The sequence below is a fragment of the Shinella kummerowiae genome, from assembly GCF_009827055.1.
Classification (GTDB): Bacteria; Pseudomonadota; Alphaproteobacteria; order Rhizobiales; family Rhizobiaceae; genus Shinella; species Shinella kummerowiae.
On the sequence record NZ_WUMK01000022.1, the window covers coordinates 1 to 14,130 of the forward strand.

Consider the following 14,130-nt stretch of genomic DNA (forward strand, 5'->3'; position numbering starts at 1 on the left):
TTCTTGCGCTCGTCGCGGCGTTCCTGTTTCCATTCGGCCCAGCGCCGACGTCCCTCGAAATGCTCCCTGATCTTGCGTTCGCGGGCTTCGGCGCTGGCAAAGCTGTGGTGCCAGTCGGGCTTTGCAGCCTTGCCGTGGAAGGCGATGGCGGCGGGTCTGCCCTTGGCGCTGGTGTAGATGTAAGCTACGCCGTCACCCGCCTTGTCGGCGATCTTCACGGAGCCTTTCGGGATGTAGAAATCGCGTGAGGGGGCAAACCGCATCATTCGGCGCCCTCCCATTCGTCGGCATAGACGGCGGCCGAGCCGATCCCGACGACGTGACGGGCGCATGTGCCGCCGCAAATGCCGTTCTCATAGGCCGGGAAATACCGATCATATGCGGCGTCAAAATCCGGTAGCTCGCCGCTAAGCCGGGCCAGTTCGCCCGCAAAGCTGAAAAACCATTCCTCGAAAGTAGGTTCGCACATTCCCTTGTCCTTTCTTGTCCTAGACTGCGAAGCAGGACCTCGTCCTGCTTCCCGGGGCCGCGCGAGCGGTGGGATGGAGGGGGAAAATAGCCTTCGCGGGGAACCGGCTGCACGGAGCGGCCGCCAGGGCGGGCGCGGAGGAAGCTGGGCGGAAGGCTATTTTGGGGGCGAGAAGGGCAAGGCCCTCGGTTCCCCCATCAGACAAACGACTCGCGCAATCGCGCGTTATGTCCCGGCAAGCATGCCGGTAGCACGAAGGATCGTTACCGCTTGTCGGCGGAAACCCGGAACGGGGTTCCGTGGAGCTGCGGCACAGCCGCGGCGGAATAGAGCCTGGTCACGGAGAGACGTGCCAATAAGTTTTCAGGGATGCCAAATGGAAGATCATTCTGCCCACTTGCTCTTTACGCAATTTTTCAATATATAAATCCTGTATTTTGCAATTCGATGCGGAGCGCACTGTGGAGCACTATATCAAAAGACGGTTCCCGCCGGCCTTGTTCAAGAATCTCTTCCTAGACCTGGAAGACCGGCTGAGCGCTTCCGCACTCAAGGCGTTCACGATGGTACGCGACCACGCTGGTCTCGACCCCAAGCCAAGCCGAGAGCTGGAGGGGCATGCCCGTTTTCGCATGATGGAGAAGGCGTTTCGGGAAACCTGTGAACTTCACGGTGGCAAGTTGCTCGAGAACGGCATCATTCCGCTCACCGATTTGAAGATCTTCCAGCCTTTCATGCGGTTTGAGGTGAACGGGCAGGGGATCATCTTCGGTCTTGCAGCAATGCCGGAGCCGAAAGCGCTGCCAGTGAAAAACGTGTCGCGCAAGGCTGGCGTAACGCTCAACTACCACCTCTCGCCACGCCTCGACCTTGATGGAACAGGGCCCAAGATCGGCGACATTTTTGTGTTGTTCCTTGTCGCTCGTGACCGTGAGCGGGGCGGAAAGATCAGCGAATTCGCCATCGGTGTGATCGATGCGGCCTATGAACAATATCTTTTCTACGAGCCGCTCGACAAATACCTTGAAGGTTATGCCGATGAGCCGGTAATCGCTCCGGCGCCATCCTCTGCTAATGGGGCGAAAACACCGATCATCAGCTTGAAAAAGACGATCAAGCCGTTTGTGCCGCCGGAACAGCCTGACGGCGGTGATGACAACGAGAGAGATACAAAGTGACCCGTGCTGATAAAGCCGGGGAAGGAAATGCATGCGTGTAGGAACTCCGGGGTTTGTCCCTGAAAGATTGATCGAGGCGAGAGCAGCACGAAGAATTCTAAGCAAGAAGGCATTGGCTACCCTGATCAGCGTCAACCCCAGCACCGTCACCCGCTGGGAGGACGGGACCAGCGCCCCTGATGCCGATGCCTTAGCCGAGTTGGCGGCTCACCTTCACGTTCGCAGAGAGTTTTTTCTTAGACCGGTCGCCAACAGCGACCGGCCTCTGTTTTACCGCACCTTGGCATCGACCTTGGTGAAAGATCTGAACTACCAGGAATCCCAGATGCACTGGCTGCAAGAAATCAGCAGCATCGTGGAGCATTATGTGGATTTCCCGGAGGTCGATATTCCGGACGTATTACAGGGTGCGACCTATAAGCAGCTCCGCGACGAGGACATCGAGCAGATCGCCTCTGACCTGCGCACGCATTGGAGCGTCGGTGATGGCCCGTGCATTGATATGATGCCTCTGCTTGAGCGCGTCGGATGTATTGTCGGCTCCATTGAGATGGGGACTTCAAAGCTGGATGGCCTGTGCAGTTGGGCTCAAGCAGGCAGTCGTCCGCATATTTTGCTGTCCACGGACAAGATGTCGTTCCCGCGCCGGCAAATGGATGCCGCGCACGAACTCGGTCATGCGATCCTGCATCGCCATGTTACCGAGGAAGAGCTGAAAAAAGATCTCAAGGAGATCGAGCGCCAGGCGTTTCGGTTTGCCAGCGCGTTCCTGATGCCCGCAACAACATATTCCTATGAGGTAAAGAGCGCGTCGCTTGCGTCTCTGCTGTCCCTGAAGGAGCGCTGGCGGGTTTCGGTAAAAGCGCAGATTCGTCGCCTGTCGGATCTAGATATCATCCCTTCGGACCATGCGACCTCGCTTTATAAGCTGTATTCGGCCAAAGGATGGAGCCGGGAAGAACCTCTGGACAAGAACTGGCGGATCTCGGAGCCGACGGTTCTTGCCAACGCCCTGCAGCTGATCGTGGACTCGGCCGTGCGCAGCAAGTCCGACCTCCTGAGCGTAGAATTCACCATGAAAGCTGGCGACATAGAAAATCTTACCGCCTTACCGCCAGGATGGTTCTCAAGAAATGCGGAAGTCATAGGGCTGAAGCTGCGCGAAACCGTGAAAGATCGCACTACCGGTGAAGCATCAACGATTTTGCCGTTCCCATCGCGGAAGGGATAGGTTTGCGCCACATAAGGCGCGATCATAGAGAATTGCCCGCCAGCGTGGGTGGCTATCAACTGTAGAAAGCACCTAAAATGAAACTGCAAGATTTTGTCAGCCTTGAAGATGGCGGCTACATTTCCCCTGACCAGGCTGCCGCTCTGAATCGCGACTTATCAGCGAAGACACTATCCGACATTGCCCCGGACGATCGTCAAAATGTGCTGGATTATCTTTTGAAGGCAATGGAGGTAAATTCAGTCGAATATGATATTCGCGAGAAAATTGACGCTCTCATTATGGACCTGCAGAACTGATACCCTGTCGGAAGGCGCCCTCCTCGATGGCAGCGTCAAGCTTTTGAAAGGCCGGCTTTATCCCGACTTCCAGAATATCGAGTAGCCCGTAATCATTTGTACGTTGTGCCTCGTCCTGGAACCAGGTTAGCCACTCTACGACGCCTTTCTTGCCTTCAATTTTTTCACGTAAGGCTTCCACGACCAATTTGACGCATACCTCGATAAGATGAGATTTGGCATCCTCCATCTCTTTCTGAAATGAAGTCCTCTTTTTTCGGAGCGATTTTCCAGCATCGAGCGACAAGGTTTTCAATATTTTTGAGAAAGCCTCCAGATAGAGACCGGCGGCGTCAAACATAGAAAGGATAATTTCCTGCGCCGATTGGCTCACACCCGGCATTTTCTTGTTTCTACCACTGACCGAAATTTCCGAAGCCGTCTCGGGGGTGCTATATTCGCGCGCTTGGGACCTCAGCTCGCGCCGGTAGTTATCGAGAAGGCGAAGCGTCGGTCTATTATGATTGATCTTTGTCATCGCGCAAATCGCCCCTAAATCAATATTCGCTCGATTTCATCCAAGCTTACGTCATCACTGCGGCGATCATAAAGCTGCGTGGTTCGGGTGGATGAGTGATTGGCAATATTGGCTGCCTTTTCCAGCGTTCCTCCGTTTTTCAGGTAGGCGGTAATACCCGTCGCCCGAAAGGTGTGATTGCACACGGCCGTGCTGATACCTGCCGCGACCGCACGGCGCTGGATCATTGCATAGGCATTAGCCTGGGGTAGGGGATTGCCAGAGAACTTATCAGTGCCGCGCCTAATTGTCTGAAATAGGGGCGCTCGGGGCGTACCCTGCAAGCCGGCCGCCTCGATAAAGTCGTCCAGGTAGGCTTCAAGCGAATGATGACAGGGCAGTTCAACCTGCTTTCCGCCTTTTTCATGCAACCGAACCCATAACCGGCGGTTCTGACTGTATACGTCGCGCACCTCCATGCTCGTCGCGGCACCAATACGGGCGAACGTGTACGTCATGAGTCCGATCAGGGCGCGATCACGCTGCCCAATCAACGTATCGGTAGAAATGCTGTCCAGAAGCTGACGGGCTTCCTCGGCCGAGAGGACAGGGGTCTTACCCCTTCTACGGGAATGTTTCGGTCCGCGGACAGAATGGGCGGGATTGGACGCCATCGCTTGTCCCGTAACGAGCCAGTCGAACAGGTGGCGCACTGCGGCCAGCCTCTGTTTGACGGTTGGCGCCGAGTGCGAGCCAGTCATTTCTTCGACCCAGCCGGCAACATGCATAGGGGTGATCGCTTCGAGGGATTGAGCGCCACGCATATCGCACCAGCTTAAAAATTCGGAAGCAGCTTTTACGTATGATCGGCGGGTATTCGGGTTGCGAAGCTGGGTAGTGAAGAATTCAAGAAACCGCGTGCGGACCCGCTCTGCGCTTTTCGAAATTGCGACAGGCAATATCTCCGCATCGGATACAATGACCAAGCTCATTGCATCCGGCCCCAGTTCCAGCACTCCTCGCGGCAAGCATGATGAAATGCCAGCTCATCCGCAAAAGAGCGGCCGATCCGCCTCGAACCTTCAGCGAAGCCGGACAGGGCATTTTTCTCTAACTCGCCGTCCTGCAGGCCGCTCTGATTGACGCAGATCGCCGTCAACAGCGGAAGTTGTCGTGCATGACAGATTTCTAATAGCCGATCGAGATGGCCATGCTTTCCGTTCATCTGGTGCCGCGCCTTGCTCCACTCAACACCGCTTGCCTTCGCCAAGTCGCCATAGGTGATGCAGATCCCAGAGATAGCTGCCTGCTTCAGGGCGGAGAGTGATTTTTCAAGATCCAGCCCCTGGCGTTTACCCGAGCGCCGGCCGCGCTCTTCAAGGAGTTCATAGTAGAGCCTAGCGTCGGTCTGGCCGCGCTTTTCAAAGTTCATGATCCACTGATCGATTTCGATATCTGATTTATTCGAGAAATCGGGCATCCTGACCTCTAAGCAACTCGTTCGAATTCAAAGCCGTGCAGCTTGATGTGAGATTGCGGCGTGAGGAGTGTGGTTGTCAAAACTTGACCTAAGAAACCCCTGCAGAGACCCGGCTTTGAGGTCAATCTGGCCCGAACTGTAATTGTAGGTGAATGTGTACCGGTTACCGCCAACCGTTACCCAGCATGTCCTCGCCAAGTTGCCGTTTCGCTCGTAAACCTCGACTTTATCAACTGCCAGATTCAACCGCGCCCTTACCGCAGTCGAAATCGGCATTATGATCGCGGCGACATTCGGCGCGTGGTGATTGGCCTCAGCAATGACTTTCGTGATGAAGTTATCGATCTCAATGTTCGTCCGTAAATGTCGCGCCATAACATGTCCTCTTATGTATGATAAAGGACATTATCATACATAAGAGGAGCTGCAATGGGCCAGCGTTATGATCGGCATTATGGTCTCTGTTCAGCCCGCGGCAACATACCGATGAATCTGTCGAACAACGCCAGATCAGAGCGATCTACCCTATGTTTCCCAGTCTACCCGTTCCTGTTAGCCCACAACTCAGACATGTTGATCTTTGGTAAAGCTTCTTTCATTAGACGCAGAGCATTGTCAGAAAAGCACGGAATTTTCTGAGCACCAAATTCAAAAACGTGACAGCAACTTGCGTCATCGTCGATGCCAAGATGGGCACGCAGCACTTTCGCCTTAGGTGCGCTGAGACCGATCTTGGCGGCTAGTTCAGTCCGCTGCATGTGGAATTTTTTTCGCAAATCGACCTCGCGGACCGCCGCTGCCGCCGCAGGATCATCTCCCCCGATGTAATGGACTGGAGCACCTTGTTTCTTTGTGAACTGGACAACCAGATTAACACCTTCGCCTTCCGTCGTAGTACCCACCGTAGCAAGACGGGGAAACACTGCGACAAATTCGGCTCCCCCACGCATTGCCTTTTCAATGCGGTCGATATCGCGTTCAGAAATTTCCACTTCGTCCGTTACGATTGCTTCCATTGCCAGTAGACTGCGAATTCTTGCGCGAGCTTCGTCGCGCGCGCGGCGCCCTGGCTGGAGGAGCTCATTGACGTAGTTGAATTCCTTATCGACAAGAAACTCAAAGTCGCCCGGCGGCTTGGTAGATATCGGGAGCACCCGCGGCGGGATATGTTCATGCAAAGCGACATCTAGCTTGCGCTGAAGGTAGGCATCGAAAGCGGTAATCAGCGCCCTGATCTGCATGTAAAGGAGATCCTCCGAAACATACACGAACCAATGCTGGGCAGCATCGCGCTGAGCGTCGATCGCGCGCATGATGCCGGCTTCCTCGGTTGTAAGTTGATGATGCGCAACGCAGAGTCCGAGGCACCGCTCAAAGCCGATCGCCCTGCCGCTTCCTTTGTCAAAGACCCCAGCCTTACCTTGCACTAACACCGCCTTGAGCAACATTTCACACGCGTGCTGTGAATGCATCAAAACCATGGTGACTCGCCCAGCTTCGTCGTAGCTATTGAACGACGTCATCGCTGTTCGAAGAGACTCGATTGCTTTCGTCTTTAATGTACGAGCATCGCGTAAAAGCTTCATTTTGCGCTCACTTCATATCAAAATAGTATTCCCTCTTTGTTCTAACTCTACCTAAGCTCTGTTTCGAATGCTACGCTACCGTTAGTGGAATGAATCGCGGCGTGATGGGGGAATTATGGCGACTGAAGGAACAGGGTCGGCGTCCGTTTATAAGCATGAGACCAAGGCCGTTCAGCGCCCAGATGTCGGCGTCGAAGCACAGTTTTCAAACAAGAAGGCTCCGCGAACTCACCGTTACGATTCCAGCCTCGCCCCGGAACTGGTGTGGGATGAGAATGGTGAGCGTGCTTTTGCGGAGTGGTTGCTCGCGCTAATCGCCGATGCCGCCGAAAAGGGCGAGGCCACCGTTTTCGCGCGGCCGCAGATGTGGCAGGGGACGGAGGAGCGCTTCACGTCCCTGATGCAATGCGGGGCGCGGCTTCGTAGCTTGACCAAGCCTTTCCTAAACTGGGCAGGCAAGGCCGAGCGACAACAGGTCACAGTGCCGACGCTCCCGCTTTTCGTTCATGAGCGCCATTCTACCCAAGCTATCCTCGATACCCTGCGGTCCCACAAGGCGACCGGTACCAATCTCGATTTGTTTGGTGACACGGGCTTGGATGTTGCCGACAAGCTAGACGCCTATGAGCACAAAGGACCCTGGACCAACCGTCTTGTCCTTGGAGATTCTTTGCAGGTTATGAACTCCTTGCTTGAATATGAGGGCATGGGTGGTCAGGTGCAGATGCTCTATTTCGATCCGCCTTACGGCGTCAAATACGGATCGAATTTTCAGCCATTCGTCCGCAAAAATCGGGTCAATCACGGTGCGGATGATGAAATGATCCGTGAACCGGAAATGGTGAAAGCTTACCGGGACACGTGGGAGTTAGGACTTCACTCCTACCTGACCTATCTGCGTGACCGATTGATGCTGGCGCGGGAGCTACTGACTCCTTCCGGCTCCATCTTTGTCCAGATTTCCGACGACAACGTGCACCACGTCCGGGAAGTGCTCGACGAGGTATTTCCGGGCGGCTTTGTCTCGCAAATCAGCTTTCAGACGACATCAGGCTTTGAGTCCTCCACCCTGCCAACAGTCGGCGATTTCCTGCTGTGGTATTCCAAGGACAAGGCGGCTGTTCGCTACAACAAGATTTTTCAGCCCCAGCCGGTCGAAATTGGCTCAGGGAATGCGCGGTGGGTCTTGCTTCCTGATGGGACGTATCGGGGAGTTACAGCGGCGGAAGCTCGGGGCGATGTAGCCCTTCCTACCAATGTGAAGCTATATAATCCGGGAGACCTACAATCTCAGGGTGCGTCTACAGAACCCCAGCCTTTCGACTATGAAGGCCGAACATTTCTGCCGGGCGGAAACTCGCATTGGAAAGCCAACTACCCAGATGGAATGAACAGGCTGGCGAAGGCAGGCCGGATTCACCTTGCCAAAAACAGTATTCGCTATCGACGGTTCTCGGATGACTTCCCATTCCAGCAGCTCGGCAACCTTTGGACGGATACCATCACAGGCAACTTCACCGACGATAAAGTGTATGTAGTCCAGACCGGCGTGAAAGTAGTCGAGCGGTGCATCCACATGACCACCGATCCCGGCGATCTCGTCCTCGATATTACTTGCGGCTCTGGCACAACCGCCTACACCGCCGAACAGTGGGGCCGCCGCTGGATCACTGTTGATACCTCGCGCGTACCGATTGCACTGGCGCGGCAACGTCTCCTGACCAGCACATTCCCTTGGTATCGCTTGAAGGAACCGGCAAAGGGGCCAGCAGGCGGTTTTATCTATGAGCGCAAGCGGAACAACAAGGGCGAGGAAGTCGGCGGCCTTGTCCCCCGTATTACTCTGAAATCCATCGCCAACGACGAAGACCCGAAGCTGGAAACAATCATCGACCGTGCGGAGGTGAGTGACAAGATCACCCGCGTTTGCGGGCCCTTCACGGTCGAAGCCACCATTCAGGCTGCGATGAACATGGACGACGATTCTGCTGGGTTGCCGCCGCAACCGGCAACCACCAGCCCGCGCGCCTACCTTGATCGCATGATAGAGGTATTGCGCCAGAGCAAGACGCTCAACTTGCCCGGCAATATCACGCTGGAGTTGGAAACCGTTAGCCCGCTTGCCGATCGGGAACATATTCATGCCGAAGGCGTCGCACGCAATGGAACGGAAAAGCGGATCGCCATTGTGTTCGGTCCCGAAGATGGGGCAATCGGTTCCGAATATGTATTTAACGCCCACACCGAGGCGTTGCAGCAGGGTTACCAGTCTCTTTTCCTCTTCGGCTTCGCCATTGACGCTAAAGCACGAGAAATGCTGGCAAAGCTCAAGCTCGCCACCACCTACGTCGCCGTCACACCGGACGTGGTGATGTCCGACTTGCTCAAAACCAGCAAGTCGAGCGAAATTTTCTCTATCACCGGCCTGCCGGACGTGCGGCTGGAAGAAGCTGGCAAGGACAAGGACGGTAGCCTGCTCCATCGCGTTGTCATCAAGGGCCTTGACATATTCCGCCCCGATACGATGGAAACCGACGAGGTAAAGGCAGAAAATCTGCCATGCTGGATGCTCGATACCAATTACAACGGCATGGCATTCTTCGCCTCGCAGGTATTTTTCCCAAAAACGAGTGCATGGGACAATCTGAAAAAATCCCTCAAGAGTCAGTTCGCTGACAGCGTGTGGGACCATCTTGCCGGAACGGCGAGCGAACCATTCGCGCTGGGCGACAAAAACCGCATTGCAGTCAAAGCTATCGACGAACGCGGCAACGAGTTGATGGTCGTCAAGGCAGCGGGAGGTAATAGCTGATGCCTGCCACGCAGAAGGAAGAGCCGCCGATCACAGTCGCGGAGGTCGAATCTCCAATTATCAATTCGCCCTTCATTGAGCCGCAATGCCATTGGCACATCGAGCGTAGCAAGTCGCCGGTGAAAGTCGAAGCGCGGCGGCGGGCAAGCTACTTCTATCGCATCCCCGAACATTCAGGCCGGGGCCGTCGCAATCGCGCGCAGGCAGAGATGTTCGAGAGCGAGCGCGGCGAAGAAGTCGAGCTTGAGATCGTCAATCTCATTCGAGAACGCGTTAAGGAATGGCGCGAAGGTTCGCGCTCCGGTGGCGCCCCTTATGATGGCGCCTCACCAGTGACGAAGGAATTGCTCGACCTCTGGCGTAGCGATGAGCGCATGCAGCGCCTGTTCTTCGCTCAAATCGAAGCCGCTGAGACAGTCATCTTCCTGATTGAGGCCGCAGACATCTACCGTAAGGGCATCCCGGAAATCCCCAAGGATGAACCCGGCTTGGCGGCGAAGGCGGATGGGTTCCGCGCTTTCCTCCGCTACGCCTGTAAGATGGCGACCGGCTCCGGCAAAACGACGGTCATGGGAATGCTCACTTCATGGTCGATCCTCAACCGTGTTGCCAGTCCTCGCGATGACCGCTTTTCAGATACCGTCCTGATCGTCTGCCCCAACGTAACCATCCGAGAGCGCCTTCAGGAGCTTGACCCGGCCCTGGGTGATCTAAGCCTTTACCGGACCCGCCAGCTTGTACCGCCGCACCGGATGGAAGAACTGCGGCGTGGCGAGGTAATGATCGCCAACTGGCACCGTCTCGCCAAGAAGGAAACCAACACCGTCAATGGTGACTCTGCAAAGGTGGTGAAGGCGGGCGAGCCTATGGACGTGGTGAGGAACGCCGGCAAGGCTAACGAGACTGTCGAGACCAAATATTTTGAATCGGACGCTGCATGGTTGAAGCGCATCCGCCGCGAGCTTGGGAGCGGCAAGGGACGTAGCTCGCATTGGCTCATTTTTAATGACGAAGCTCACCATGCTTACCGACGCGGGGACGTGGCCGAGGGCGAGGAAGAGACGCTAGACGAAGATAAAGACCTCGCCAAGAAAAACGCACGCGAAGCAACTATCTGGATCGAAGGTCTTGACCGCATCCATAAATTGGCAGGTGGTAGCCGCCGAAGAGGCATTAATCTTTGCGTGGATTTATCTGCGACGCCTTTCTACATTCAAGGCTCTGGTAATGAGGTTGGAAAGCCTTTCCCTTGGGTGGTGTCAGATTTCGGTTTGCTTGACGCCATCGAGTCCGGCCTTGTGAAAATCCCGCAACTGCCCTCCCGCGATGTGAGCGGCGCGGAAGAGGCTGCCTATTTCAATATCTGGCGCTGGGTGCAGGCCAAGGCGAAAGAGGATGGCTTTGGCAACAACATTTCGCCCCAGATCGTTATGAATTACGCCAGCGCGCCTATCAACCTTCTGGCGACCGAATGGCACCAGCGGTTTGTGGAATGGGAGCAATTCGCTAAGGCGCAGCAAAAGCATCCGGTGCCCCCGGTCTTCATCGTTGTCTGCCGTGATACCGCCGTCGCGAGAGAAGTGCATCACTGGCTCGCGAATGACGAAGGTGGCTATGGAGAGGCTCCCCAGTGGTTCCGCAACGCCCCCGGCCAAGAGGTTACCGTGCGGATCGACTCGAAGGTGATCGAAGATATTGAGGAGGGCGGCACCAAGGAAGAAACCCGCCGCCTACGCTTCATTCTCGACACCATCGGCAAAGCCGAGTGGCCAGGCAGCAAAGTGCCGGACGAGTGGGCCGAACTTGTCCGAAAGCATAACGAGAAGGCGGCGAGCGACGATAATGACGGCTCACTCAAGTGGATTGATGAGAGAATTCCGCCAGGACGGGACGTGCGCTGTATCGTGTCGGTCGCTATGCTGGCCGAAGGCTGGGATGCCAATACTGTCACGCACATCGTCGGTTTGCGGCCGTTTGGTTCGCAGCTTCTTTGCGAGCAGGTAGTCGGGCGCGCGTTGCGGCGTAAGAGCTACGCACTGAACGAAGAAACACAGATGTTCGCTGAGGAAACAGCCAAGGTCTTTGGCGTCCCCTTCGAACTAATTCCGTTCAAGGTCTCGCCAACAGGCGAAGCGCCCTCACAGCCCGATCCTAACCATATTTATTCTGTGCCAGAGAAGGCCAAATTTGAGATCAACTTCCCCCTTGTTACTGGCTATCATCAGTCCGGGCAGTTCGACGTGTTCGTGGATTGGGAACAAGTAGCCAAGGTTACTATCGACCCTATGAAAATTCCACAACTCGTTGAGCTAACGCCGCTTACTACGCCGGATGGCACGTTGGCCGCTTATGGCCCCGGTGAAAAGCCAGTGCTGTCATTAAAAGATTGGCGGGCACTGTTCCGCGAACAGCAGGTGGCGTTTCGATTAGCAAAGGAGATTTGTATCCGTTGGGCAGCGGACAATGGTGCGGCGGCAGTGCCGACTCAAGTGCTGTTTCCTAAAGTCGCGTTTGCCGCCAAACGCTTTCTCGCCGAAAAGCTGGATCGCAAGGGTGATAGCCATTCATGCGACGTACTCCTGGTAGGCGAATATATGCAAGCTGCCATTGGTTCTTTATTAGAGGGGATCAAAAAGGGCGCATCGACAACGGATGCAGAGGTCGCTGTCATACCTCAGGGTGCCGCTGGGGGCGGCAGCACCCTATACGTTGATTTTCATACCACTAAACCGATTTATCCCGTGACACGATGCCATCTCAACGCGATGGTTGCCGATACAAAAACGTGGGAACAGAGTGCCGCATTTTTATTGGACAGCCATCCTGGCGTTCGCCGGTGGGTCAAGAATGATCGACTTGGTTTCGTCATCCCATATCGCAATCGCGGCGTTCCGGCCCGCTACATTCCTGATTTTATCGTTGTGACGGATAAGAACTTGAATGTCATTGTCGAAATCAAAGGACAGGTCACGGATAGTGCGGACGCCAAGGCTAAGGCAGCCGTACGCTGGATAAATGGCGTGAACAGGTTAGGTACCTATGGCGAATGGGTTTACCTGCTCGTGACTGATCCAGGAAGGGTCGCCGAGGAGCTAAACACTTACACCGTGATGAAAAGTACAAGGGAACTTCAAGTTAGCGTCACACTGAAACAGCCGATAAGAAAGGAAACAGGCGTATTAAATACGCTCATATTCTTTCTGAAAATGACAGCTGGACCTAGTGGACTTTTAGGCAGTGTATTTTTGCAGCATGGCGCTAGCTTATCGGCAAAGAACCAAGATTATACAGCTGCAACCTGTGCTACTTGGCCGCGTAGGCCAGTTAGCTTTTCACGTAGCTTACTTTCCAGCTGCGGAATAAGAGGTTGCTTGAGATCCCGCTGGATCTCATACAGCTTCTTCAATTGACGATTAGGGACGACCAAACGCTCTCCGTTGACGATCACTCCGGTAATCTCCGCTGGCCGGTCCACAAAGTGCTTTTCTTTATGATAGCGCAATCCCGATCTGTGAATAGCGCGCTTGATATCCCAAAGAACAGCAGGTGAAAGCGTCGTGCCAGAAATGGTCACATCATCAATGTAAACCGTAAGGCGATAGCCATGCGTTGTACAGTGGCTCGCAATAACTTCCCAAACGTCATAGTGAGCAAAAAACGCCATTATAGGGCTAAGCGGGCTTCCTGTCGGAAGATGACCTCGGTAGGTCGCAAGCTTCGCCAATATGGCTGCCACATCCGCTTCACATTGCATGATATTACGAAAAAACCAGAACACGCGCCGGGAGGACGTGCTGGGGAAATACTTTCGGATATCAAGGCAGCGCACAACCCGCTGCCCCCTATGCTGTGCTGCGTTCTTTACATAACAACGACCTTTCACAGGGCAGAATAAATAATCAGGTGGTACAATCCGGCCAAGAAATCGGGCAATTCTCGCCTGAACGAGCTTTAACTGGCGCCGAGGATTTTCTACCCCCCGAACTCCACCAGCTTTTTTTGGAACATCAAATTCCGCGTAAAGGTCATCAGCGCTTTTCGCCAGTTCCTGAATGCTCTTCATATCTAGCTTCAGAAGGGCGCTAAGCCGTTTCTTACTCTTCAATTTGAAGAGCGGAGACTGATGCAGCGGATAAGCTTTTCTATCATTCGCCATGGGCTCGCTCCGAGCGATCTTCAATGAACTTCATCATGCTGATGACTTTTGATGCAACGAAAGTGCGGGCTTTTTCCCTTGCCGGAGACTTTCCTAGATTCTCAGAGAAAAACATGATCGATGACGACGGTATGTCGAAAGCGGCTTCATATTTTCTCAGCAGATCAAGCGACGGCTCTTTATGACCTTTCTCGATTTCAGAAAGATAAGATTTGGAGATGCCAAGCTTTTCCGCCGCCTCGTTCTGCTTCATGTCATGGAAAACACGGATCAGTCGAAGGGCCTCGTTCAACATATTAAAACTCCTGTTCAGATACAAAACAGGGCGGCAGATTACTCCCGCAGAACCTTAATAATCAGATCGTAGAGCCATATCAGGAACCACAATACGTGGGCGACAAGCTTTCCTACTGCTATTAAGTA

12 protein-coding genes and 2 pseudogenes are annotated in these 14,130 nt (G+C 54.5%); 5 read left to right on the forward strand and 9 right to left on the reverse strand.

Going from position 1 to position 14,130, the window contains the following annotated elements; genetic code table 11:
- A pseudogene (locus GR138_RS29685) lies at window positions 1-266 on the reverse strand (hypothetical protein); the annotation flags it as partial.
- Entirely contained in the window at window positions 263-469 is a 207-nt protein-coding gene (locus GR138_RS29690) for a hypothetical protein (protein ID WP_160862876.1), read from the reverse strand. The pseudogene GR138_RS29685 and the gene GR138_RS29690, both read right to left, overlap by 4 nt.
- Window positions 470-930: 461 nt before the next feature.
- Between GR138_RS29690 and GR138_RS29695 the strand changes: the two genes are divergently transcribed.
- The 3 genes from GR138_RS29695 to GR138_RS29705 all read left to right on the forward strand — a co-directional run bounded on the left by GR138_RS29695 (window position 931) and on the right by GR138_RS29705 (window position 3,177).
- Window positions 931-1,647, forward strand: coding sequence for a hypothetical protein (locus GR138_RS29695; protein ID WP_160862877.1), 717 nt, complete (start codon window positions 931-933; stop codon window positions 1,645-1,647).
- Between the two features lie 31 nt (window positions 1,648-1,678).
- On the forward strand, window positions 1,679-2,878 hold the full coding sequence (locus GR138_RS29700; protein WP_160862878.1) for an XRE family transcriptional regulator: 1,200 nt from the start codon (window positions 1,679-1,681) through the stop codon (window positions 2,876-2,878).
- A 77-nt stretch (window positions 2,879-2,955) separates the two neighbouring features.
- Entirely contained in the window at window positions 2,956-3,177 is a 222-nt protein-coding gene (locus GR138_RS29705) for a hypothetical protein (RefSeq protein ID WP_160862879.1), read from the forward strand.
- On the opposite strand, the gene GR138_RS29710 is transcribed toward GR138_RS29705, so the two are convergent.
- The 5 genes from GR138_RS29710 to GR138_RS29730 form a co-directional block, all read right to left on the reverse strand.
- Window positions 3,158-3,694, reverse strand: a complete 537-nt coding sequence (locus GR138_RS29710) for a hypothetical protein (protein ID WP_160862880.1) — start codon at window positions 3,692-3,694, stop codon at window positions 3,158-3,160. The genes GR138_RS29705 and GR138_RS29710 overlap by 20 nt on opposite strands.
- 14 nt (window positions 3,695-3,708) lie before the next feature.
- Complete coding sequence (locus tag GR138_RS29715) at window positions 3,709-4,665, reverse strand: tyrosine-type recombinase/integrase (protein WP_160862881.1); 957 nt, start codon at window positions 4,663-4,665, stop codon at window positions 3,709-3,711.
- The gene (locus GR138_RS29720; protein ID WP_160862882.1) at window positions 4,662-5,153 is read right to left on the reverse strand and encodes a hypothetical protein; all 492 of its coding nucleotides are present in this window, start codon (window positions 5,151-5,153) and stop codon (window positions 4,662-4,664) included. The genes GR138_RS29715 and GR138_RS29720 overlap by 4 nt, the downstream gene beginning before the upstream one ends.
- 27 nt (window positions 5,154-5,180) lie before the next feature.
- The gene (locus GR138_RS29725) at window positions 5,181-5,528 is read right to left on the reverse strand and encodes a hypothetical protein (RefSeq protein WP_160862883.1); all 348 of its coding nucleotides are present in this window, start codon (window positions 5,526-5,528) and stop codon (window positions 5,181-5,183) included.
- Window positions 5,529-5,692: 164 nt separating this feature from the next.
- Window positions 5,693-6,739 carry a HEPN domain-containing protein gene (locus GR138_RS29730; RefSeq protein ID WP_160862884.1) on the reverse strand — a complete coding sequence of 349 codons (1,047 nt, stop codon included), beginning with the start codon at window positions 6,737-6,739 and terminating at the stop codon, window positions 5,693-5,695.
- 115 nt (window positions 6,740-6,854) lie between these two features.
- Between GR138_RS29730 and GR138_RS29735 the strand changes: the two genes are divergently transcribed.
- Both GR138_RS29735 and GR138_RS29740 read left to right on the forward strand, forming a co-directional pair.
- Window positions 6,855-9,551 carry a site-specific DNA-methyltransferase gene (locus GR138_RS29735; protein WP_160862885.1) on the forward strand — a complete coding sequence of 899 codons (2,697 nt, stop codon included), beginning with the start codon at window positions 6,855-6,857 and terminating at the stop codon, window positions 9,549-9,551.
- Entirely contained in the window at window positions 9,551-12,961 is a 3,411-nt protein-coding gene (locus GR138_RS29740) for a BPTD_3080 family restriction endonuclease (protein ID WP_246200847.1), read from the forward strand. The genes GR138_RS29735 and GR138_RS29740 overlap by 1 nt, the downstream gene beginning before the upstream one ends.
- Window positions 12,962-13,008: 47 nt before the next feature.
- Here GR138_RS29740 and GR138_RS30765 read toward each other — a convergent pair.
- Together GR138_RS30765 and GR138_RS29750 are read right to left on the reverse strand one after the other, a co-directional pair.
- Window positions 13,009-13,707 (reverse strand): annotated as a pseudogene (locus GR138_RS30765) (reverse transcriptase family protein); the annotation flags it as partial.
- Window positions 13,697-14,002 carry a helix-turn-helix transcriptional regulator gene (locus GR138_RS29750; protein ID WP_160862887.1) on the reverse strand — a complete coding sequence of 102 codons (306 nt, stop codon included), beginning with the start codon at window positions 14,000-14,002 and terminating at the stop codon, window positions 13,697-13,699. The gene GR138_RS29750 and the pseudogene GR138_RS30765, both read right to left, overlap by 11 nt.
- Window positions 14,003-14,130: the final 128 nt, after the last annotated feature.